This is a genomic window from Streptomyces sp. NPDC058864 (genome assembly GCF_042742985.1).
GTDB lineage: Bacteria > Actinomycetota > Actinomycetes > Streptomycetales > Streptomycetaceae > Actinacidiphila.
In genome coordinates this window covers 25,293-46,866 of sequence record NZ_JBHYMQ010000068.1, presented here as the reverse complement: position 1 = coordinate 46,866, position 21,574 = coordinate 25,293, and the positions used below count along the sequence as shown (strand labels likewise).

General features: G+C 73.1%; 15 protein-coding genes. 9 read left to right on the top strand and 6 right to left on the bottom strand.

Annotation, left to right across the window (positions count from 1 at the left end; genetic code table 11):
- Positions 1 to 563 precede the first annotated feature (563 nt).
- Positions 564 to 4,199: a serine protease gene (locus tag ACFW3D_RS34285; protein ID WP_500511100.1), complete on the top strand. Its 3,636-nt coding sequence runs from the start codon at positions 564 to 566 to the stop codon at positions 4,197 to 4,199.
- A gap of 212 nt (positions 4,200 to 4,411) precedes the next feature.
- Positions 4,412 to 5,365: a bifunctional riboflavin kinase/FAD synthetase gene (locus ACFW3D_RS34280; RefSeq protein WP_500511097.1), complete on the top strand. Its 954-nt coding sequence runs from the start codon at positions 4,412 to 4,414 to the stop codon at positions 5,363 to 5,365.
- Between the two features lie 76 nt (positions 5,366 to 5,441).
- Here ACFW3D_RS34280 and ACFW3D_RS34275 read toward each other — a convergent pair whose 3' ends face one another.
- The 3 genes from ACFW3D_RS34275 to eccE form a co-directional block, all read right to left on the bottom strand.
- Positions 5,442 to 7,988, bottom strand: a complete 2,547-nt coding sequence (locus ACFW3D_RS34275) for an SCO5717 family growth-regulating ATPase (RefSeq protein WP_500511095.1) — start codon at positions 7,986 to 7,988, stop codon at positions 5,442 to 5,444.
- Positions 7,989 to 8,307: 319 nt separating this feature from the next.
- The gene (locus ACFW3D_RS34270; RefSeq protein ID WP_500511092.1) at positions 8,308 to 9,153 is read right to left on the bottom strand and encodes a hypothetical protein; all 846 of its coding nucleotides are present in this window, start codon (positions 9,151 to 9,153) and stop codon (positions 8,308 to 8,310) included.
- Positions 9,153 to 10,484 carry a type VII secretion protein EccE gene (gene eccE / locus ACFW3D_RS34265; protein ID WP_500511090.1) on the bottom strand — a complete coding sequence of 444 codons (1,332 nt, stop codon included), beginning with the start codon at positions 10,482 to 10,484 and terminating at the stop codon, positions 9,153 to 9,155. The genes ACFW3D_RS34270 and eccE overlap by 1 nt, the downstream gene beginning before the upstream one ends.
- 267 nt (positions 10,485 to 10,751) lie before the next feature.
- On the opposite strand from eccE, the gene eccB reads away from it, so the two are divergent.
- The 7 genes from eccB to ACFW3D_RS34230 all read left to right on the top strand — a co-directional run bounded on the left by eccB (position 10,752) and on the right by ACFW3D_RS34230 (position 17,875).
- Entirely contained in the window at positions 10,752 to 12,284 is a 1,533-nt protein-coding gene (eccB, locus tag ACFW3D_RS34260) for a type VII secretion protein EccB (RefSeq protein WP_500511088.1), read from the top strand.
- 229 nt (positions 12,285 to 12,513) lie between these two features.
- Entirely contained in the window at positions 12,514 to 12,840 is a 327-nt protein-coding gene (locus tag ACFW3D_RS34255; protein WP_499602075.1) for a WXG100 family type VII secretion target, read from the top strand.
- A 74-nt stretch (positions 12,841 to 12,914) separates the two neighbouring features.
- Complete coding sequence (locus ACFW3D_RS34250; RefSeq protein ID WP_018562629.1) at positions 12,915 to 13,205, top strand: WXG100 family type VII secretion target; 291 nt, start codon at positions 12,915 to 12,917, stop codon at positions 13,203 to 13,205.
- A gap of 129 nt (positions 13,206 to 13,334) precedes the next feature.
- Positions 13,335 to 14,606 carry a type VII secretion-associated serine protease mycosin gene (gene mycP / locus ACFW3D_RS34245; protein WP_500511086.1) on the top strand — a complete coding sequence of 424 codons (1,272 nt, stop codon included), beginning with the start codon at positions 13,335 to 13,337 and terminating at the stop codon, positions 14,604 to 14,606.
- Between the two features lie 22 nt (positions 14,607 to 14,628).
- Positions 14,629 to 14,943 (top strand): hypothetical protein, encoded by a 315-nt coding sequence (locus ACFW3D_RS34240; RefSeq protein ID WP_500511083.1) that lies wholly within the window; start codon positions 14,629 to 14,631, stop codon positions 14,941 to 14,943.
- Positions 14,944 to 14,995: 52 nt separating this feature from the next.
- The gene (locus tag ACFW3D_RS34235) at positions 14,996 to 16,450 is read left to right on the top strand and encodes a hypothetical protein (protein ID WP_500511080.1); all 1,455 of its coding nucleotides are present in this window, start codon (positions 14,996 to 14,998) and stop codon (positions 16,448 to 16,450) included.
- Between the two features lie 78 nt (positions 16,451 to 16,528).
- Complete coding sequence (locus ACFW3D_RS34230) at positions 16,529 to 17,875, top strand: S8 family serine peptidase (protein WP_500511078.1); 1,347 nt, start codon at positions 16,529 to 16,531, stop codon at positions 17,873 to 17,875.
- Positions 17,876 to 17,996: 121 nt separating this feature from the next.
- Here the strand turns inward: ACFW3D_RS34230 and ACFW3D_RS34225 are convergent, their stop codons facing one another.
- The 3 genes from ACFW3D_RS34225 to ACFW3D_RS34215 form a co-directional block, all read right to left on the bottom strand.
- Positions 17,997 to 18,626: a hypothetical protein gene (locus tag ACFW3D_RS34225; RefSeq protein ID WP_500511076.1), complete on the bottom strand. Its 630-nt coding sequence runs from the start codon at positions 18,624 to 18,626 to the stop codon at positions 17,997 to 17,999.
- A gap of 68 nt (positions 18,627 to 18,694) precedes the next feature.
- Positions 18,695 to 20,959 (bottom strand): hypothetical protein, encoded by a 2,265-nt coding sequence (locus ACFW3D_RS34220; protein ID WP_500511073.1) that lies wholly within the window; start codon positions 20,957 to 20,959, stop codon positions 18,695 to 18,697.
- Positions 20,960 to 21,054: 95 nt separating this feature from the next.
- Positions 21,055 to 21,492, bottom strand: coding sequence for a hypothetical protein (locus ACFW3D_RS34215; protein WP_500511071.1), 438 nt, complete (start codon positions 21,490 to 21,492; stop codon positions 21,055 to 21,057).
- Positions 21,493 to 21,574: the final 82 nt, after the last annotated feature.

The window sequence follows — 21,574 nt, the reverse complement described above, 5'->3', positions numbered from 1 at the left end:
AGGCAATCCAGGGTCACCCCGGATTGCCTCATCACCCCCCACCGGGCGTTGGTCGCTCGCGATGCGGAGGGGGTGGGGTCGTAGGGGTGGGCGTTCTGGACGCTGACGTGTATTTGTTGTGCGGCAGAGCGCCGCCTATTCGGATTGCCCGCCATGCACATAAATATGCGGTACAGAATGCCCACCCTGGAGGCCCCGCCCCCGGCCCACCCATGAAACCGGGCGCAGACCCGCACCAACCGTCCCGGGGCCACGGGCGGGCGGGCGGGAAAAAGACCCAAACCGCAACCACAACGCACCCGCACGCAAACAAACGGCTCGCGCCGCAGGCTCACCCCGGGGAGCGGCGCAGCCGTGAGGCGCGGGCCCTCCCCCCTGGCGGCCCGCGCCGCACGATCCCCCCTCACCCCTCCCTATCCACCCCGCAAGATCGATTCACTCCAACGGGCAGGCGCTCGGAGTGAAGAGAGGGAGCGCTGGGGGGCGCTTTCGACATGGGATCTGTTGTGTCGATCAACGGACGTCTACGGTCGAAACGGGCACTGTGGCGGGGAGGTGCGCAGATGGCGGTGCTGCCCGCCGATGTGGACAGGGCGTTGGTGCGCGTTCGTGACCTGGCCGGACGGCCGCGGGGGACGGGGTTCCTCGTCGAGGCGCGGGACGGGCGGGGGACGCTCGTGACGAGCCATGAGGCCGTGGACGGCCTCGTGCGGCTCGTGCTGCACGCGCACGGGGAACAGACGACGCTCGTCGAGGCGCACGCGATCACGCCGCTGCCGGAGCTGGGGCTCGCGCTCGTGGCGACGGAGGGGCTGGACGTGCCGCCGTTGCCCGTGGCCGGGTTCGCGCGGACCGCGGGGCCCGGGCGGGCGGTGCGGGTGCGTGGTGCGACGTGGGTGGAGGCCGCGATCGCCGGGACGGCGCCGGTGACGTACACCGCGACGGACCGCTTCCATCTGCTCGACGCGGCGTACGAGCTGGCCGGTGCGCGCGGGGACGACGAGCCGTTGCGCGCGGTCGCCTCGGGCGAGCCGGTGATCGACGCGGAGACCGGTGCCGTCCACGGCGTCGTCGTTACGGCGCTGCACGCGGGGCGGCGCGCGGGCGGACTCGCGGTGCCGCTGCGGGCGCCCGCGGAAGGCGGGGTGCTCGGGGACGCGCTGGCGCGCAACGCGGCGACCGTGCCCGCGTACGGGCCGCACCTGAACATCGCCGGTGCGCTGCAGCTGACCGCGACGTCGGTCGGTTCCGCGGCCCGGCCGCGGGCCTGGCGCGAGGCCGTCGTACGCCCGGACACGGAGTCGGAGCTGGCGCGCTTCACGGGGGAGGGGTGCGCCCCGGTGCTCGGGTTGGTCGGCGCCCCCGGCAGCGGCCGTACGACCGAACTGGAGGCGTTGGCCGCCCGGCGTGCCGCGGGTCCGGACCCGGCGCCCACGGTGTGGCTGCGGGGGGCCGAACTGCGCGCGGGGGACGCCGGGTTGAGGGAGGCCGTGGAACGGGCGCTGGCCGCCGCGGGGCGCATCGTGCACGCCGGGACGGCGCCGGAGCGCGCGCCGGACGACGCGTCGCCCGATGCCGTCGCCCGCCTGGCGCGTGCCGTGGGGCGGCCGCTGCTCGTCGTGCTGGACGCTCCCGAGGAGATGGCGCCGCCGCTCGCCCACGCGCTGCCCGAGTGGACGGCGGAGACCGCGCGTTGGCTGCGGTCGGCGGGGGTGCGGCTGATCGTGGCCTGCCGCCCCGAGTACTGGGAGCAGGCCGGTGCGCTCTTCCCGCCGGGCGCGCTCCACGACGCGGGCACCCCGCCGGGTGCCCGTGCGCTGCCCGCGTGCCTCCGCCTCGGCGCGCTGCCGGAGGAGCCGGCGCGGCTCGTCCGCGAGCGCCACGGGCTGCCCGCCGGCGCCCTCGCCGAGCAGGACGCGGCGCATCCGCTGGCGCTGCGGCTGCTGTCGGAGGTACGGGCCGCCGGCGGCGGCCTCACCGGACGGCCCGGCCGGACGGAGGTCTTCTCGGCCCACCTGGATCTGCTGTGCCTGCGGATCGCGGGCCGCATCGCGGCCGCCACGGGTCCCGCGCCGGCCACGCAGGTACGGCGGCTGGCGGCCCGCGTCGCCGGGCAGGCGCACGAGGCGGCCCGGCGCTGCCTGGGCTCCGGGCCGGGCGAGCTGGACCGGGCGTCGTTCGAGGAGTTGTTCCCGTGGCGCTCCGGGTGGGCGGCGGCGGTGCTCACGGAGGGGCTCGTGGTACCGGCCGGCGCCGGGTACCGCTTCGCGCACGAGGAGTTGGGCGACTGGCTGCAGGGCTGCCGACTCGACCTGGACGAGGCGCTGTACGCGCTCGTCCACCGCTGGTCGTCCGGGGACCGGGACGGCTGTGCCGAGGCCCCCGTGCGGCTGCCGGCCCGGGCCGGGGCGCAGCCGCGGCACAGCGCCGTGCCGCCGGTGCCGCCCGCGCCGTCGCTCGCCCCGCCCTCCGCGCCGCGCTGCCTGCCTGTGCCGCGGCACCGCATCGGCCCCGTCGTGCAGGCGCTGCTGCTCACCGCGCGCCGCTCGGGGCCGGAGCCGCTCGCGCGGCGGCTGCGGCAACTGGTCCTCGTGCTCGACCGCGACGCCGCCGCGACCGTCCTGCTGGACGGGGTGCCACGGCCGCGCGGCGAGGGCGAGGACGCCGGGCGGGCGGCGGCCCGGCGCGCGGACGCGGTGTGGTGGGCCGCGCACCTGCTGGGGGAGACCCTGCTCGCGGTGCCGGACGCCACGCCGTACCGGGAGGTGCTGCGGCTGCTGGCGGAACGCCTCACCGCCCGCTCGATCGAGACCGGGGGCTTCCACGAGGGCCCGGGGCTGGGGGAGTTCGGGCCGTGGTTCTGGCGGCGGCTGCGGCTCTCCCCGGAGGAGCGCCTGGCGCTGCTGCGGCTGCTGCTGCCCGCCGACGGCCCGCCGCGCGCCGTGGACGGCACCCGGGAGCGGTTCCTGACGGCGGCCGGCGAGGTGCTGACCGGGGCGCCGCGGCCCTCGCTGCCCGCGGTGTGCGACTGGTTCAGCGACGAACGGCTGCTGCAGTCCGCGCCCTCCGGCCTCCGGCCGACGGTCGCCACCGCGGCGCAGGCGCTGCTCCACACGCACCGGCGGCAGGCCGTGGACGACCTCACCGAGGCACTGGCCGCCACGGACCACCCCCGCGCCCGGGAACTGCTGGCGGCCCTCGCCGAGGACGAACCCTCCGCCGTGTGCCGCGCCGTCGACCGATGGGCGCACGAGGACCGGCCGGAGCGGCACACCGCCGCGGCCACGTACGGTCTGCTGGCCGCCCCGCACGCCGTGCTCGCCGCCGACCGCGAGCTGCTGCGCTACGCGGCCCTGGCGATCCTGGCCAGACCCGCCGACCGTGCCCTGCACGGTGCCGCGCTCGGCCTCCTGGTACGGGACCCGGCGACCCGTTCCCTCCATCTGCGCGCCGCCCTGGACGGCTTCGCCGCGGGTGATCCGCTGCTGCCGGCCGCGGCGCTCGCCGCCGCCCTCCCCACCCACCCCGAGCAGGTGCTCGCCGCCTTCCACGCCCGGTTGCGCGAACCCGGCCCCGGTGCCGCCGAGGTGCTGCGGGAACTGGCCGAGGTCTCCACGCCGGCGCTGGCCCGCCGGGCCGCCGCCCTGGTCTGGGACCACCTCGGCCACCGTCCCGAGGACGCCCGCCACGCGGCGGCCTACCTCGACCGCCGCCTGGAGCACGGCCCGGCCGTCCGTGCCGTGCTCCTCCCGCTCGTCACCGGACTGCTGCGGGAGCACCCGCCGCAGGTGCGCAGCGTGCTGGCGCCCGTGCTGGCCGCGCCGGGCAGCCGCGCCTCCCGCCCGCTGCGCCGGGAGCTGCTGGACGTCCTCCTGGAGCAGGAACGCGACCCGGCCGTGCTGGACGCCCTCCTCACCGCGGCCGCCGACGGGTGCGCCCGGCGGCCGGCTCCGGCGACGCGTGACCTGGTGCACCGGGTCGGCCTCCTGCTCTGCCGTACGCCCGAGGGGGCGGCCCTCTTCGACCGGCGGCTGGTGCAGCTCGTCAGCGGCTCGCCCGGATTCGGCCGGCAGGTGCGCGGATGGCTGGCGGCCGACTGCCCCGAGGGCGCCGGCCCCGGGGCGTGGGACGCGGTCATCGGCCCCAGCGCCCGGCGCATGTGCGACCAGCTCGCCCCCGCGCAGGCGGTGGGCCTGTGAGGGGAAGGGCTCCGGGGGTGGGGGGGGCGGCCGCCGAGGGGTGCTTCCGCCGGTCGGTGGCCGCTTCTCCGGTGCGGGCGGTCCGCCGGGAAGGACCTCGGGCCGGATCCGGAACGGCCACGTCACCGGGGGCGCCGCGCCGGTGGGCCCACCGGCATGGCAGGCTTGGACCTGCACATCGGAGAACCATCGGCGGTCGAGGAGCGGTCACTGTGCAGCGCTGGCGAGGCTTGGAGGACGTCCCCGAGGACTGGGGACGCAGCGTCGTCACCATCGGCTCGTACGACGGGGTCCACCGTGGGCACCAGCTGATCATCGGCAGGGCCGTGGAACGGGCCCGCGAGCTGGGCGTCGCCTCCGTCGTCGTCACCTTCGACCCGCACCCCAGCGAGGTCGTCCGCCCCGGCAGCCACCCGCCGCTGCTCGCGGCCCATCACCGGCGCGCCGAGCTGATGGCGGAGCTGGGCGTCGACGCCCTGCTGATCCTGCCGTTCACGACCGAGTTCTCCCAGCTCTCGCCGGGCGACTTCATCCGCACCGTGCTGGTCGACGCGCTCCACGCGCGGGCCGTCGTCGAGGGCCCGAACTTCCGCTTCGGGCACAAGGCCGCCGGCGACGTGGAGTTCCTGTCCGCGATGGGGCTGAAGTACGACTACGAGGTGGACGTCGTCGACCTCTACCTGACGGGCGAGGCGGGCGGTGGCCAGCCGTTCTCCTCCACCATGACCCGCCGCCTGATCGCCGAGGGCGACGTGGCGGGCGCCGCCGAGATCCTCGGCCGGCCGCACCGCGTCGAGGGCGTCGTCGTCCGCGGCGCCCAGCGCGGCCGCGACCTCGGCTACCCGACGGCGAACGTCGAGACCCTGCCGCACACCGCGATCCCCGCCGACGGGGTCTACGCGGGCTGGCTGCACGTGGCGGGCGAGGCCATGCCCGCCGCGATCTCCGTCGGCACCAACCCCACCTTCGACGGGACCGCGCGCACCGTCGAGGCGTACGCCATCGACCGCGTCGGGCTGGACCTGTACGGGCTGCACGTCGCCGTCGACTTCCTCGCCTACCTGCGGGGCATGGAGAAGTTCGACACGATCGACGCGCTGCTGGAGCGGATGGCCGACGACGTCAAGCGCGCCCGGGAGCTGGTCGACGCCCACGGCGCCGAGTGACACGGCGGCCGGAGCGCCGCCGACCGACAGACGGGAAGGGCCCGTCCCGCCACGACGGCGGGGCGGGCCCTTCCGGTCACTCCTGCTGGGTCCAGCCGGGCGGGACCTGACCCGGAGCCGGGGGCTGCTGCCCGGGCCGGGCCTCCTGCGGCGGCGGGGGCGGCTGCTGGGTCCAGCCCTGGGGCATCCCGCCCTGCCCCGGCGGGGGCGGCGGCGCGGGCTGACCGTACGGCGGCTGCTGCGGGTAGCCGTACGCCTGCTGCTGCGGCGGGTAGGGCTGCTGCCCCTGCTGGGGCGGGTAGCCGCCCTGCTGCTGCGGCATCTGCTGGTGGGGCGGGTAGACGCCCTGCGCCTGCTGGGCGCGGACGAAGTCCTCGGCGACCAGTGACGCCAGGTGGAAGTACGCCTCCCGGGTCTTCGGCCGCATCATGTCGAGGTCGACCTCGGCGCCCGCGGCGAGGTGTTCGTCGAAGGGCACCACGACGACGCCGCGGCAGCGGGTCTCGAAGTGCGCGACGATGTCGTCCACCTTGATCATCTTGCCGGTCTCGCGGACCCCCGAGATCACCGTGAGGCTGCGCTGCACGAGGTCGGCGTAGCCGTGCGCACCGAGCCAGTCGAGGGTCGTGCTGGCGCTGCTGGCACCGTCCACCGACGGGGTGGAGATGATGATCAGCTGGTCGGCCAGGTCGAGCACGCCGCGCATGGCGCTGTAGAGCAGGCCGGTTCCGGAGTCGGTCAGGATGATCGGGTACTGCTGGCCGAGCAGGGCCAGCGCGCGGCGGTAGTCCTGGTCGTTGAAGGTCGTGGAGACGGCCGGGTCCACGTCGTTGGCGATGATCTCCAGACCGGAGGGCGCCTGCGAGGTGAAGCGGCGGATGTCCATGTAGCTGTTGAGCTGCGGCAGCGCCTGGACCAGGTCGCGGATCGTCGCGCCGGTCTCCCGGCGCACCCGGCGGCCGAGCGTGCCGGCGTCGGGGTTGGCGTCGATGGCGAGGATCTTGTCCTGGCGCTCGGACGCGAGCGTGGACCCCAGGGCGGTGGTCGTCGTCGTCTTGCCGACACCGCCCTTGAGGCTGATCACCGCGATCCGGTAGCAGGACAGCACCGGGGTGCGGATCAGGTCCAGCTTGCGCTGGCGCTCCTGCTCCTCCTTCTTGGCGCCGATCTTGAAGCGTGACGGCTGGTTGTTGTTCTTGCGCGCCTTCGGCTGCTGGCGCAGCAGCCGGTCCGAGGACAGCTCGACGGCCGCGTTGTAGCCGAGCGGGGCGCCGTGCATCACGCGCTGCTGCTGCTCCTGGCCGGGACCGGGGCCGCCCCACCCGGCTGCCGTGCGCGGGTCCACGGGCGGGGTGGGCTGCTGCTGTTGCTGGGGCGGGACCGGCGGCTGCGCGTGGGGCTGGGGCTGCGGCTGCACCGGCGGCTGCGGCTGCACCGGCGGCTGGGGCTGGGGCTGGGGCCCGGGCTGCGGATAGCCGTAACCGTGCGGCGGCGCCGGGGGGTTGGCGCCGTCGGCGTACGGCGGCATCGGCTGCTGCCCCTGCTGCGGGAACGGAGCGGGACCGGGTGCGGGAGCCGGGGGCTGCTGCGGGCCCGGCTGCCCGTACGGCGGCATGGGCTGCTGCTGCGGCGGGACCGGCGGCTGGGGCTGGGCGTACGGGCCGGGTGCGGGCAGCGGATAGCCGTACCCCTGCTGCGGGTACGGCGGTTGGGGCTGCGGCTGGGGAGGCTGCTGCGCGTTCGGGTCGGCCCAGGGCGCGCCCTGGTTCGGCGGCTGCGGGTAGCCGTAGCCGTGCGGCGGCCGGGCCTGCTGGGGGTAGCCGTAGCCGTACGGCTGCTGTGGCGCGGGGGTGTTGGGGTCGCCCCATGGCGCGCCCTGGTGCGGCGGCTGCGGGGGGCCGTACCCCTCCTGCGGCGCCTCCCGCGGGGTCGCCGGCTGGTACTCCGGCGGCAGCGGCGGCACCTGGGACTGCGGGGCCGGGGCGGGCGGCGGGGTGAGGGGCGGCTGGGCCTGCGGCTCGGGCTGCGTCTCAGGGGCGGCCGGGGCCTCCTCCTCGGGCGCCTCGGCGGCGATCGTCGCGGGGTCCGGCTGCGCGGGAGCGGGCGTCACCTCGGCGGCGACCGGCGCGGGCTCCTGCACCGGCTGCGGTTCCGCCTGCCGTGGTTCCTCCGGCAGGGCGGGCTCCGGGTCGGCGAAGACCGCCGCCGCGGCGGCCTCGCGGGCGCCGTCGGGGACCTCGGGCTGCTGAGGCCGCGGTTCAGCGGGTGCCGGCGCAGGGGCCGACGGCTGCACGGCCTGCGGTTGCGGCGGCTGCTGCGGCTGCTGGGGGTGCTGCGGCTCCCGCGGGGACGCCGCCTCGGGCGCGGCCACCACCGGCGGACCCACCGGGGGCCCGACGGGCGGGTTCTGCGGGGCGGCGACCGGGGGCCCGACGGGCGGCGGCGGACTCACCGGGGGGCCCGGGGGCGGGGGAGGAGGCGTGGCCGCGCCTCCCCCCGCCTGCTGCGTGTACCAGGACGGCGGCGCGTAGTCGATCTGGAACTCGCCCGTGAGGTCCGCGTCGGACTGATCCCCGTCCGGGACGGCTCCGCCCGTGCGGATGTCGTCCTGATCGCTGCTCACTGTGCCTCCTGGTCAACTGATGTACGCGCCCGGACCGTCGGAGCGGACGCGTTTCCCCCGTCTCGGAGTTCCCGCGGCACAGCCGCCGCGGCTCACCGGAAGAGCCTAATCACCCGGCCCGCGGGTAGGGCAAGCGCCGTGGGCGTCACGACCGGCACGCCGCCGTGATGCCCCGATTGCCCCGCACGGGGCCCGAGCCGTCGCCGAGTTGACGCGACCGCTGCGGATTCCGGGACCCCTGTGCCCCATGCCCCGTGCCGCGGCCCGGAAACCGCCGCGGCACGAGAGCGTCCGGAACGTCCGAGGGGGCAACCCAGGGTCAGTCCACGCGCCGGGCGGGGCCGAGGAGGCCGGACTCCGCGTCGGTGGGCTGCGTCATCACGAACTGCCGGTGCCTGCGCGTGCACCACATCGTCACGTTGTCGCCGAGCGTCGGCAGCGCCGTTACGTCGGCCTCCGACAGGCCCATCAACCGGCCGATGACCTCGGCCTCCTGGGGCGAGACCCGTTGCAGTCCCACCACGTCGGCAGCGGCGAGCAGCCGCGGGGCCGTCGGCCCGAGGTACGGCAGCAGGGTCACCACAGACTGCCAGGACTGCGCCGCCACCCGGCTGCGCGGCGGACGGGCGCCGCAGTCACGGACGATGACGACGGGGCTGTGCACCGAGGGACCCTGCGGAGCGATCCGCCCCACCTCGTGCACGGTCACGCACTGCTGGCCGCCGCCCGCCGCCTGCGCCATCGGCGCCCACGACTGGGGGCGGGCGGTCTCCACCGCGACCCGCGCACCGGTCGCCGCGGCACGCAGCGAGAGCACCTGTGCCAGCCACATGCTGCCGACCAGCACCACGTCCAGCCGGGCCGGGCGGCTCAGCGCCAGCACTGCGGGCTGGTTGGCGGCGTCGATGCCGATGACGACACCGTCGTCACCGATCGGCAGGGACAGCCCGGAGAGCTGCGCGGGACCCAGGGTGTGCCGCTCCCGGCGCGGCCCGAGCAGCCCGAACGCGGCGCGCAGCGTGCGCCGTCCGGCGTCGGCGAGCGAGGAGCCGCGCGGGTCGGAGCCCTGCGGCAGGTGTGAGGGGCGGGGCTCGGCGCCACCGGGGAAGCCGGAGCCCCCGCCGGGACGCTGTCCGCCGAAGGCGGGAACGGTCGGAGCCGGCATCAGCGGGTACCTCCCAGGGGCAGCGTGGCGAGGATGCCGGGCACCTGCTCGCGGTCCAGCCGCATCAGGCCCAGCCGGGACGCGGTGGCCCGCTGCTCCAACTGGCGTCGTGCCTCGACGAGTTCGTTCTCGCTGCGGCCGGTCAGCCGAACGTAGCCGGACAGCAGTGCCGCCCGGCTGCCGCCCGGCGCCAGGACCAGGGAGAAGGTGCTGGCCAGCGCGGGCGAGGAGGTCAGCAGACCGACCAGGTCGGGCAGCGCGGTGGCGCCGGGGCCCAACTGCGGCCAGCGGCCCACCCAGTACGTGGTGTGCCAGCGGTCGTCACAGCGCCACGCGCGTACGCTCTCCGAGGTACGGCGCGCCTGGCGGCTGCCGTCGAGGGCGGCGCCGCCCGTCGTGGCGAGCGGGTTCACGCAACTCGACGTCGCCACGGCGGCGATGATCTCCGGCTCGGTCAGCACCCGGGCCTCCAGGCCGGTGCCCACCAGCCGGCTCACCAGATGGTCCGCGGCCCGCAGCAGGGCGCGCCTCGCCCCGGCCATGCCGCCGCCGCGCGCCTGCACCGCCTCGGGGCACAGTTCGGGGTCGAGCTTGATCGCGATCCAGGTCAGCCGCAGCCCCGGTGTCCCGCTCTGCGCCTGCAGCGGCGCGTAGGAGCGCGCGGCCACCGCCTGCGGGGGCAGATGCGGGGCGGGGGCGGGCTGGGTGTGCTGGACGACCTGCACCGACGCGAGCCGGATGTCGTCCACCGTCAGCAGGTCGTTCAGCAGGTCGAGGGGGAGGGAGCGGACGCCGCGGGCCGGGCGCAGCGGCTCGTCGACCGCCTGCACCTGGACGACGGCCGTCAGGAAGGTCCCGTCGCCGACCATGCCGATCTCGCGCTGCCCGCGCTCGTCGGTGTACCCGTAGGTGCGCAACGCCGGGTCGCACTCCACGACCGGTGCGAAACCGGGGTCGGTGCCCTGCGGGACGGCGACGGCGTTGCGCCGCTGACGGGCCTTCAGCGTGCGGGCGGTGGCCATCCACTCCGCCATGGGGCGGCCGCGCCGCCTCAGCAGTCCGAACAGCACGAGCGGCACGCCGACGACCGCGGCCACGACGGGCCCCGCCACCTTGTGGATCAGCCAGCCGCCCAGCAGCAGTGCGAGCGCCAGCTCGATCAGCACGAGCTGCTGCACCCGCACGGGGCCTATGCTCCCGGCTCTGCGGGTCATCGCCGGCGCCGCGGCCCGTGCCGCGGGGGCGCCGTCCGGGCCGCCCCCGGGTGGTCCGGCGTACTGCTGCGATGGCTCGTCGCCCGGACTGCGCCGGGCCCTGGTCGCGGTGCTCATCCCCCGTACAACCCTTCTGCTTCTGCCGGTACCTGTGCCGCGCGGGCGGCGTGCGGCGTCGTCCAGCGCTCGCTCGCGTCCGCTTCGCCGTGCCGGCGTGGGACGCTCCGGGTGCCGCTGGCGGGCCGATCGCGCCACCCCGTACCGTACGGTGCGATCGTCACACGGCATAGTAGGGGTCCCCCTCACCACAGCCGTCACCGCGCGGACCGACGGGACCGGGGAACGCCACAACGAAGCAGCGACATACGGGGAGTTGACGCAGGGATGGCGACACGCAGGGATGAGCTGAACGCCTACTCGTTCGCACGCAGGCGCACGGTGGCCGCGTTCCTCCAGCCCTCCCCGCACGGTTCCGAGGAGGCCGCGCCGCGTCCGCTGAAGACCGTCGCCCCGAGTCTCGTCGTGGGTCTGCTGGTCGTCGTCGGCTTCGGATTCTGGGGCATATTGAAGCCCGCCGCGCCCAAGGGCTGGGACACCCCCGCCCAGAAGGTCATCGTCGGCGACGAGTCCACCACCCGTTACGTCGTACTGAAGACCAACGGCGAGGCCCAGCTCCACCCCGTGCTCAACCTCGCCTCCGCCCGACTGCTGCTCGACCCCGAGAAGTTCGAGGTCATCAAGGTCAAGGAGTCGGTGCTCGACAACAGCGGCATGACGCTGGGCACCACCATCGGCATCCCCTACGCCCCCGACCGGCTGCCGAGCCAGGACGACGCGGGCAAGCCCAAGACGTGGGCGCTGTGCGAGACCCCGGGCGGCGGCACGGACCGGTCGGCGCAGCGGGCGGTCCTCGTCATCAACCAGCAGAAGCCCAAGGAGGCGGCCCTCGTCGGGGGCGGGAACCGGCTCCGCGACGACGAGGCCATGTACATCGAGGTGCCGGGTGGCGCCCAGTACCTGGTGACCGACCGGGGCTTCCCCTATCTGCTCGGCGGGCCCGACTGGAAGGAGCACCCGGAGCTGGTCAACACCCTGCGCCAGGTCATCTTCGGCGCCTCCGCCCAGCCCCAGAAGGTCGACACCGACTTCCTGGCCACCCTCAACACCGTGCCGGGCGCCGGGATCTCCTTCCCCCAGGTCGACGGCATGGGCGAGCCGTCCACCGCCCCGGGCCTGAGCCCCGAGCACGCCAAGGTCGGCCTGGTGCTGAAGGCCAACGACGACCAGTACGTGGTGCAGCGCGACCGTGTCGTGCGCGTCACCGACTTCATGGCGAAGCTGCTGCTGAACAGCGGTCAGGCGAGGTCGCTGTACGAGGGGTCGCCGGAGGCGGTCTCCGTCAACGTCGGTGAGGTCACCTCGGCGCGGGCGAGCGAGACGTTCATGGACGAGCTCGGCTGGCCCGAGAAGGCGGTCACGCAGGCCAACACCCAGGACGAGAAGGACGGCCGCAAGGTCGCCTGCAGCGTGTACGGCGGTGTCGACGACAAGCTGACCGAGAGGCCGGCGATGACCATGTGGGCCGGGAAGAAGTTCCCCCGGGACGTGGCGCAGAGCGGTACGAACACCTACGTCTCGCCCGGTAGCGGCCTCTTCTACCGGGCGTACGACGGCACCGACAAGCGCATCGGGTCCATCTTCCTGGTCACCGACACCGGACTGCGCTACTCGGTGCCGACGACCGGCGACAGCGACAGCGGCGGCGCCGCGAAGCAGGACGACGAGGTCGGCGTCGTGCAGACCAAACTCGGCTACGCGAAGAACTTCCCGGTGTCCGTACCGCGCATCTGGTCCGACCTCCTCGCGAGCGGACCGACGCTCGAAGTGAACGCGGCAAAGCAGGCCCAGGGCTCCTGAACTGGCATTTCCACCAGCTTTCACGGGTATTGATTGAGTATTTGACAAACCATTGGCCAAGCCATCAACACCCGTGCCACCGTGAGGGTTTGGTGAGGAAGGTCAGGATCCCGATACGGATCCGGGTACCTGTTCGCCTTGTCACTGCTATTGGCTAGAGTTGAAGACCGACGCCATCTTCCGATGAGCGTCGAATCCGATCTTCTACGTCTCATGGGGGACGCGACACATGGCTGGACAGCAGTTCACCATGACCGAGGAGGAGATGGTTGCGTTCAGCAACCGCATCTCCACGGTCAACTCCTCGATCCAGGGCGAGATCCGCCGCCTCCAGACCGTGATCGACACGATCACCTCCGGGTGGAAGGGCTCCGCCGCCACGGCGTACAACAACCTGCAGTCGCAGGTGAACGAGGACGCCAACAAGATCAACCAGATCCTGGGCGACATCAAGGAAGCCGTGGACGCGAGCACCAAGAACTACTCCGCCTCCGAGGAGGAGCAGCGCGCGTCCATCCAGAGCATCTCGGCGCAGGGTGGCAACCCGTTCGGATGACCGTCCCCGCGCGGTGAACCGATGCCGCGCCGGCCGGATCACGCGTCCGAATCCAACATCTGAGGAGACATCACATGTCCGGGCAGATCCTGGTCAATTTCCAGACCATCTCCCAGGCCGCGACCGACGTGCGTACGACGGCCAACAACATCAAGCGCCAGCTGGACGACCTCGAGGCCGGCGTGAAGAAGATCGCGACCACGTGGGAGGGCTCCGCGCAGGAGGCCTACCGCGCCAAGCAGACCGAGTGGGACCAGCGCGCCGCGTCCATGCACCAGACGCTGGAGGCCATCGCCCGTGCCCTCGACACGGCCGCGCAGAACTACCAGGCCACCGAGAACAAGAACCGGCAGATCTGGGGCTGATCGCGCGGCCGGCCGCGTGATGCGTGATGAGGGCGGGCGTGTACGGAGACGTACGTGCTCGCCCTCGTCGGCGGTTTGACCACGAACCGCACACAACGGGAGGAATGAACAGCAGTGGGATCGCACGCCGTGAGGCGCACCGCCGTAACCGCCGCAGCAGCGGCGCTCGCCGCCCTCGGCCTGCCCGCCTCCGGCGTCGCCCCGGCGCCGTCCGTCGGTGACGTACGCACCGTCCTCGCCGACGACGGCGGCAGCGAGCGCTTCCAGATCGACGACACCCAGTGCTCGTTCCCGTCCGACGTGATCAAGGGCACGCCCTGGTCGCTGCAGCGCATCGTCCTGGACCAGCTGTGGAAGGACACCCAGGGCCTCGGGGTGCTCGTCGCCGTCATCGACACCGGCGTCGACAAGGGCAACAGGCAGCTCGCCACCGCCATCAAGTTCGGGGCCGGCGAGGACCTGATCGAGCCGGGCAAGAAGAAGGACGGCACCAGGAACGACGGCACCAACGACCAGGTCGGCCACGGCACCAAGGTCGCCGGCATCATCGCCGCCCGGCCCTCCAGGGAGACGGGTTTCGTCGGCATCGCCCCGCGGGCGTCGATCCTCGCCATCCGGCAGAACGACAACCAGGGCGGCGGCACGGTCCGGACCATGGTCCAGGCGATCAGGCACGCCGTGGACAAGGGCGCCAAGGTCATCAACATCTCGCAGGACACCGCCACGGCGATGCCGCCCGACTCCGCGTTGGAACAGGCCGTCGAGTACGCCCAGAGCCACGACGTGCTGATCGTCGCCTCGGCCGGCAACGACGGCGCGAGCGGCCAGGTCAAGCGGACCTACCCCGCCTCCTACGACGGCGTCCTCGCGGTCGGCGCCTCCGACCGGGACAACGCCCGCGCCAACTTCTCGCAGCCCGGCCCCTTCGTGGGCATCGCCGCTCCCGGCGTCGACATGGTCTCCACCGTCCCCTTCGGCGGCCACTGCATCGACCAGGGCACCAGCTTCTCCGCGCCGTACGTCTCCGGCGTGGCCGCCCTCATCCGGGCCAAGCACCCCGACTGGACCTACCGCCAGGTCATCACCCAGATCGAGCAGACCGCGGACCGCGGCAAGCCGGGGCGCGACTACTTCGTCGGCTGGGGCGTCATCGACCCCGTGGCGGCCGTCAACGACGACGCCACCACCCCGCGCGAGGCCCCGACGCCGGACCCCGTCGTCGACGCCGGGGCCCACGAGAAGATCGAGGCGGCGACCGTCATCCTCGGCGAGAGCCCCCAGGAACGCACCGAGCGCTACGCCGTCTACACGGTCGGCGGCGCCGTCGGCGGTGTCGCGCTGCTGGTCGGCGGCGGCGTGGTGCTGGGCGACTGGCGTCGCAAGCGAGGGATCAACACATGAGTAGGAACGGGGAAGCGACACGATGAGTGACCAGTACAAGGTCGATCTGAGTGAGCTCGAGGACACGATCACCAAGCTCAACGGCGTGCTCAGCAGCATGGGAAGCGCGAAGTCGACCGCCGTGAACCAGACGTACCTGCCCCCTGGCGCACTGGGCACCGGCTTCGTGGAGGCCACGGACCTGACCCAGGCCCACGACTCCATGAAGACCTACCTCGAGGACATCATCCATGTCGTGCACGAGGTCATGGATCAATTCGGCAAGAACACCAAGAAGGCGCACGGCCATTACTCGAACGCCGAATACGACACCCAGACCGGCATGTCCGGCGGCTGAGCGGCGGGTGTCCCGATGAACGAAATGCGGATCCGCGAGGGGGTTGTGAACCATGGGTGACGAGCTGTCCTACGAGTACCGCGAGGCGGAGAAGATGTGCTTCGCCGGCGAGGTGAAGACGCCCTTCGCCACCGGCAAGAACATGGACGAGATGAAGGCCATGCTCGCCAACGCCAGCCCGGACACGGTGGAGAGCGTGGCCCACGCCTGGGGACGCGTCCACGACATGCTCGTGAAGGGCGACGGCAGCGTCAAGGCGGTCTTCGACAAGGCCGTCGACCACATCCTCCAGCACTGGGAGGGAGCCGCCGCCGAGGGCTTCGCGACCAGGGCGAAGAAGATCAGCACGCAGATCGACAACACGGCGACCTACGCCCACTACACCTCCACCGCGATGCAGAGCGCCGCGAACGTGCTGCGCCCTGTGAAGTCGGAGGTCGACAGCATGGAGAAGCCGAGCAGGCTGTCGAGCATGGGCGACGCGCTCACGGACGGGTTCGACCGCAGCGAGGACTGGCAGAAGGACATCCAGAACAACCGGGGCGCGCAGAGCGCCCTGGACAACAACGAGGGCAGCCTCTCGGCTGGCAAGGAAGCCCAGTTGCAGATGGCGGCCAAGATGGAGACGCTGGCCCTCGCCTACACCTCGCAGTCCAAGACCATGGGTTCGTGGACCAGGCGGACCGACGACCCGGAGGACTACCCCCCGGCGCCCATCGGCAACCCCCCGGTCCCCGTCGTCGTTCCCACCACTCCGTCCCGGTCGGTCGACCGTCCGAAGACGACCTCCCGCACCAGCGTGACCGGGAGCACCGGCGGGACGACCAAACCCACGACGAACGTGAAGTCCCCGCGTGACACGGGCATCACCGGCGGGGTCCCGAAGCCCGCCGGCAGCACGAAGCCTCAGGTCGGTACGGCGATCGACGGGATCGCGGCTCCTCCCGGCACGACGCCGGGCGCCGGCGGCGGGACGGCCGGAGCCGGTGGCGGTGTGGGAGCCGGAGGCACGGTCGGTGGCGGCGCGGGCGGCGCGACCGGCGGTCTTCCCGGCGGTGGCATCGGCGGCGCCGGTCTCGGCGCCAGGGGTGGTGCGGGAGCCCGTGGTGGAGCCGCCGCTGCCGGCGGGCGCGCCGGTGCGGCGGGGCGCGGCGGCATGCCGGGTGCGGGTGGCGCGGGCGCGGGTGCCGGCGGCAGGGGCGCGGCCGGCGCCGGTCGCGGGGGCAGCCTGGCCCGCCGGGGCGGCGGCGTCGTCGGTGCCGCCAAGGGCACCGGGTCGGGCACCCGTGGTACGCCGGGGGGCTCGGGCCTGCACAGGAGCCGTGGCGCGGCGGGTGCCGGCAGCGGCAGCAACGTCGGCAAGGGCGCGAACCGCATGATGGGCCGCGGCCAGACCGACCGGACGGAGGAGGAAGAGCGGCGCGAGGGCGAGCGTCCGGACTACCTGGTCGAGGACGAGGAGACCTGGACGCCCGAGCGCAACAACGCTCCGCGAGTCATCGAATAGCGATTCGATCAGCCGCTGGATGTAGAAAGTGGGGGACGTGGCCGAGCCGCGTCCCCTGCTGCCCGAGGAAGGACACGGATGAGCCTCACACGAACGCTGCGCCTGGTCGGCGGAGCCGTACTCGCCGGCGCCCTGGTGCTGACCGCGGCGCCGGTGGCCGCAGCGGACCAGGTGAGAGACGACCAGTGGCCGCTCAAGGCGTTCGATGCCGAAGCCATCTGGAAGATCTCCAAGGGCAAGGGGGTCACCGTCGCGGTCATCGACGAGGGCGTCGACTCCGATCACGCCGACCTCAAGGGGAACGTGATCCAGGGCAGGGACTTCATCGATGACGACGACTCCTCCCTGCCGGAGAACGGTGACGCCCACGGAACGGCGATGGCTTCCATCATCGCCGGTCACGGACACGGCCCGGGGAGCGGCGATGGAGTGATGGGTCTCGCCCCGGAAGTGAAGATCCTCTCCATCCGCGACACGGGCGACAACCAGAAGGGCTTCGGACCGTCGATTCGGTACGCCGTCGATCACGGGGCCTCGGTCATCAACATCTCCCAGGCGACCTCCAGTTCGTCGACCGATGAAGAGGAAGCGGTCGCCTATGCCCTGAAGAAGGACGTCCTTGTGGTGTCGGGCACCGGCAACGACGGCAAGGGGCACGAGGCCTGGAACTATCCCGTGAGCAACTCCGGTGTACTGCCAGTCGGTGCCGTCGACAACTCCGGTGAGGTCTGGGACAAGTCCAACTTCGGGCAGGGCATCCTGCTGACCGCACCGGGGACGCACATCGTGTCCGCCGGCGGCGGCAGCGCGTCCTTCCCGTACCGATCCGCCAACGGAACGTCGGACGCGACCGCCTTCACATCGGCCGCGGTGGCGCTGCTGCGAGCGAAGTTCCCCGACCTGACCGTCGGGCAGCTCGTCGACCGCCTCACGAAGACCGCCGGGCTTCCCGCGTCCGCGAAGGGCACCGCCCTCCCCGACGACCACTACGGTTACGGCTTCATCCAGCCGCTGGCGGCCCTCCAGCGGGACATCCCCGCGGGCGCGAAGTACGGCCCGCTCTCCGTCCCCGAGTCGCTGAAGGAAGGTGCTCCGGGAACGACGGAGTCCAAGGGGAGCCCAGCCGCGAGCGATGACGCCGCGACCTCGTCCTCCTCGGCCAACGGGCTGGTCCTCGCGGTCGTCGGCCTGGTCGGGCTGGTCGTGGTGGTCCTCGTCATCCTGCTGATCGTCAAGATCGCACGGCGTGGCAGGCGCAACGACGGCGGCCCGGGTGGACCCGGCGGCCCCGGAGCGCCCGCCGGCTGGGGCGGCGGCGGACAGCCTCAGTACGGGCAGCCGCCGCACCAGCCGCAGTACCAGCAGCGCGGCAACCCGTACCAGCAGCCGCAGCAGCAGAGCCCCGGACCGTGGTCGAACCACTAGCACCCGGCAGCCGTCACCTCGCCGTGCGCGCTCGCGGCGCGGCCCGGGTCGTCCCGGGCCGCGCGCAGCGCGCCTGCGACGGTCAGATCACCTCTCGGGCGCCACCCGGAGGCGTCGGTCCTCACGACCCGCCGCCCTGCCTGCCCGCTCCCGCGCAGCCGAGTACGTCCTGGGCGGCGTGACGCGCCGCGGCGATCGTGAGGTCGCGGAAGGCGTCCCGCTGCGATCCCGCCACGTCGTCGTCGGCCTGCACGTACCCCGCTGTCACCCACGCGACGGCGTCACGGTCGCCGTCGTGCGGGCACGGCACGAACAGTGCTCCGCTGCGGTCCCCGACGTACCCTTCGGCCCCGTCCGCCGTCAGGGGGGACCGGCCCTTGGCCGCGGCCTGCTTCTCGATGGTCGCCCGGGTGAACGTGCCGCCCGCGCTCAGGTCGTACTTGACCTCGACGGAGACACCGCCGGCCCGCAGGAAGCAGTAACCGGACTCCGCGCCGCGCTTGCCGAAGTCCTGGGTGTCCTCCGTGTAGGCGGCGCCCTCGGAAGGGAGCACCGCCGCAGCCAGGGACCCGGGGAGCGAACCGTCGCACACCGTGGACGGAATCGCCACGGCGTCCTCTCCGGTGCCGCGGACCGCCCACCAGCCGATCCCGGCGGCCAGGAGTGCGACGGCTGCGGCCGCTGCCCACCACCGTCCGCGACGACCGGAAGCGCGGTCCACGGCCGCGGTGCCGTCCAGCGTGTCAGTCATCGTGTGAACCTCTGCATCTCTCGACCCGGGGCCGCGGTCGCGTCCCGGGAAGTGGCGGAAGACAGGATCTACAGGCCCCTCGCGCGGTTCCGGCCGTCGCCGTAGTCCAGGTTGGCCTGGTGGTACACCGCGTCGCCGAGATCGGTGATCTGCCGTTCCGTGAGGCCGGCCTCACGGCCGGCGGTCGCGGTCGCGTCCTTGATCGCCTGGGCCCCGGTCTCGCGCTTGGACTCCAGTTCGTGGCGCGCCTCGTCGCCCGCCTCGTCGCTGGAGTCGCGCGTGTAGTGGTCGACGACCGCCTCCTGGATGTCCTCCACCACCCAGCCGACCGCGTCCCCCGCGACGGGGATCTTGCTCGTGCCCATCCCCACGACCCGGCCGACCCACTTGTCCCCGGTCTCCAGGCCCTTGTTGAAGTCCTCGTCGGAGGCGATCCTGTCGTCGTAGACCGCCTGGGACCGGGATTCCTCCATGATCCCGCTGATCAAGGCGCCGGGGGCCACCAGGTCCTTGATCTTGTCGGTCGGGACCTCTTCCCCGGAGCGGCCGTCGAGTGCCCCGCTCACCACCTGCGTGGTGACCGCCTGCTGGGCGTTGCCCATGGCGCCGTAAGCGTCGGGGTCCTTCGACACCGCGCCGATGAAGGAGGACAGCGGACCGTCGTTGAGGTCCTGCAGAGAGGCGTCCTTGCCGTACGTGGGGAAGTTGTCGCTGTCCCCGGCCATCGCCTTCTGTACGTCCCACATGTACTCGGCCGTCATGTTCCCGAGGCTGTCGGTCATCGGGGACAGCGGGCCGCCGTCCTTGACGCTGATCAGGTCCGGGTCGTTGCCGAACTTGTCCACCACGTCGTGCATCAGGGCCGCCTGGCCCGCGGAGTGCCTCACCGGCGGGCCGTCGACGTCGTCGTAGGCACGTCCGGAGACCGCCGCCTCCAGGGCGTGGCCGAGGGCGTCGGGGCCGTGCCGGGTGGCCTTGGCGCTCTCCTCCAGGTCGCGGTCGGCCGTGTCGGGCACCCAGTCGCGGTCGGGGTCGGTGAAGTAGTCGAGGTAGGAGTCGACGGCCTTCTTCCCGTCCCCGTGGTCCACCCTGACGTCGCCGCCCGGGTCGACGGTGCCGTCGCGGTGGTAGGCCACCACATCGCCGGTGAAGAAGTCCTCGGCGGCCCCGGGGCTGTGGCCGAGGCCCTCCAGGATGCCGGTCATGGGGTCGAAGCCGTCGCCGCCCTTGCCGGAGGGGTTGGACGTGATGTCCTCGTTCAGCGAGCCGCGCGGGGAGTTCTCGATCCAGATGTCGGGGTTCTCGGCCTCCAGGGAGACCGCGTGCTGCGCGATGGGCGTCAGGAAGTGCGAGTCGTACTCGCCGTACCGCAGGATGCCGCCCAGCACCTGGTACCCGTACGGCTGGTACGGGTACCCGGGGTTGTCGCTGACCGTGAACTTCTGGGCGCCCTGGGCGCGCAGTTCCGCGTTCCAGGCGTCGGACAGATGGGGCTGCTTGTCCGGGTCGGTGGCGGTGGCCAGGGAGTGGCCGAGGTTCTTCTGGAGTTCCTGGACCTCCTTGAAGCGCCTGGAGTCCGGCTCCTCGTCGGACTGGGCGGTGAGGTTCGCGTAGAAGTCCAGCGTCTTGTGGGGTCCGAGCTTGTCGTAGAAGCCGGTGGTGAAGTCGGAATCCTTGCTGTTGGCGTGGAGGATCCGGTTCAGCTCGTCGAGTTCGGCGTCCGTCGCCTGGTCGCCCTTGTCGGCGATGGCGGTGGCCCGGTCGATCTCGACGGCGTCGAGGCTGGTGTAGACGCTGGTGTTGAACGACCGGCTGTCGCCGTTGGCGTCGCGCTCGAGGGCGGCGCTCGCGGCCTCGTCGGCGGCGGTGGCCTGTTCGAGTACGCCGTTCAGGCGCGACGACAGGGAGTCCAGCTTCTCCTTGCGCTCGGTGGCGAAGCCCGGCGAGGCGGAGGCGGTCGGGCTGTCCCAGCGGGAGTCGACGTCCTTGATCGCGCCGTCCTCGGAGACGTGGAAGCTGTCGGTCCGTGCCTCGTCGAGCAGGGCGTGCAGCTGCCTCTGGTACCCCGCGAACTCGGTGTGCGCGTCCTGGAGCAGCTTGGCGATGCGGCCGGCCTCGGTGGCGGCGTTCTCGTACTCCGTGCGGGCCCGGTTCATCGTGGCGAAGGCCGCGGTCGCGGCGTCGCCCTCCCAGTGGCCCCTTAGGTGGTTGATCACGCGCTGCTCGAACTCGCGCTGGAGGGCGTCGTACTTGGCGGGCAGCGCGCCCCACGAGGCGGCGGCGTCGGCCAGCGGGCCGAGGTCGGCCTTGTCGAGGTAGGGGATGGACACCATGTCTGCGTCAGCTCCTGTCCGTCCCTGCGGACGGGTGTCGGTTTCCGTTGCGGCCGTGCCACGTGGCCCCGGCCTCCCGGGGCGCGAGACGGCGCCTAGCCGAAGGGGGTGTGGATCGAGGCCTGGCGGGCCTGTTCCTCCTGCTCGGCGCGGGTGTAGTGGCCGGTGCTGGTGTGGAGCCTGTCGCTGATGTCCTGGAGCATGAGCTTGAGGTTGGCGACCTGGTCGCCCCAGCGGACGTCCATGCTCACCAGGGAGCCCGCGGTGGCCCAGGAACCGCCCTCGGGCGGGCCGGGAGCGGTGTGCCTGTTGAGGCCGGTGACGGCGCCGAGGGTGTCCTCGTCGGCCTTGTTGTCGACGTTCTCGGTGTCACCGCGCAGTTCGACCAGGGCGTTGGCCGCCCCGTCCAACCGCTGGGTGTCGACCTTCGTCGTCCCGGCGGACGTCCCGCCGCCGCCCGGGTCCGCCGGTACGGAGTTCAGTCGCATCCGCGCGGCCGCGCCGTCCTGTGAACCGTCGAAGGGAGTGCTCATCCCTTTGTCCCATCCCCGTTGACTGCGATCCCGGCACGTCCGCCGTGCGCGTGGCCCCGACTTCCGAACCGCGCCACCGCCT

Bases quoted from the DNA above. Each gene is read 5' to 3' on its own strand.
- ACFW3D_RS34285 (WP_500511100.1), top strand. From the start codon at position 564: ATGGCGGTGCTGCCCGCCGATGTGGACAGGGCGTTGGTGCGCGTTCGT.
- ACFW3D_RS34270 (WP_500511092.1), bottom strand. From the start codon at position 9,153: ATGCCGGCTCCGACCGTTCCCGCCTTCGGCGGACAGCGTCCCGGCGGG.
- eccE (WP_500511090.1), bottom strand. From the start codon at position 10,484: ATGAGCACCGCGACCAGGGCCCGGCGCAGTCCGGGCGACGAGCCATCG.
- eccB (WP_500511088.1), top strand. From the start codon at position 10,752: ATGGCGACACGCAGGGATGAGCTGAACGCCTACTCGTTCGCACGCAGG.
- ACFW3D_RS34255 (WP_499602075.1), top strand. From the start codon at position 12,514: ATGGCTGGACAGCAGTTCACCATGACCGAGGAGGAGATGGTTGCGTTC.
- ACFW3D_RS34250 (WP_018562629.1), top strand. From the start codon at position 12,915: ATGTCCGGGCAGATCCTGGTCAATTTCCAGACCATCTCCCAGGCCGCG.
- ACFW3D_RS34240 (WP_500511083.1), top strand. From the start codon at position 14,629: ATGAGTGACCAGTACAAGGTCGATCTGAGTGAGCTCGAGGACACGATC.
- ACFW3D_RS34235 (WP_500511080.1), top strand. From the start codon at position 14,996: ATGGGTGACGAGCTGTCCTACGAGTACCGCGAGGCGGAGAAGATGTGC.
- ACFW3D_RS34230 (WP_500511078.1), top strand. From the start codon at position 16,529: ATGAGCCTCACACGAACGCTGCGCCTGGTCGGCGGAGCCGTACTCGCC.
- ACFW3D_RS34225 (WP_500511076.1), bottom strand. From the start codon at position 18,626: ATGACTGACACGCTGGACGGCACCGCGGCCGTGGACCGCGCTTCCGGT.
- ACFW3D_RS34220 (WP_500511073.1), bottom strand. From the start codon at position 20,959: ATGGTGTCCATCCCCTACCTCGACAAGGCCGACCTCGGCCCGCTGGCC.
- ACFW3D_RS34215 (WP_500511071.1), bottom strand. From the start codon at position 21,492: ATGAGCACTCCCTTCGACGGTTCACAGGACGGCGCGGCCGCGCGGATG.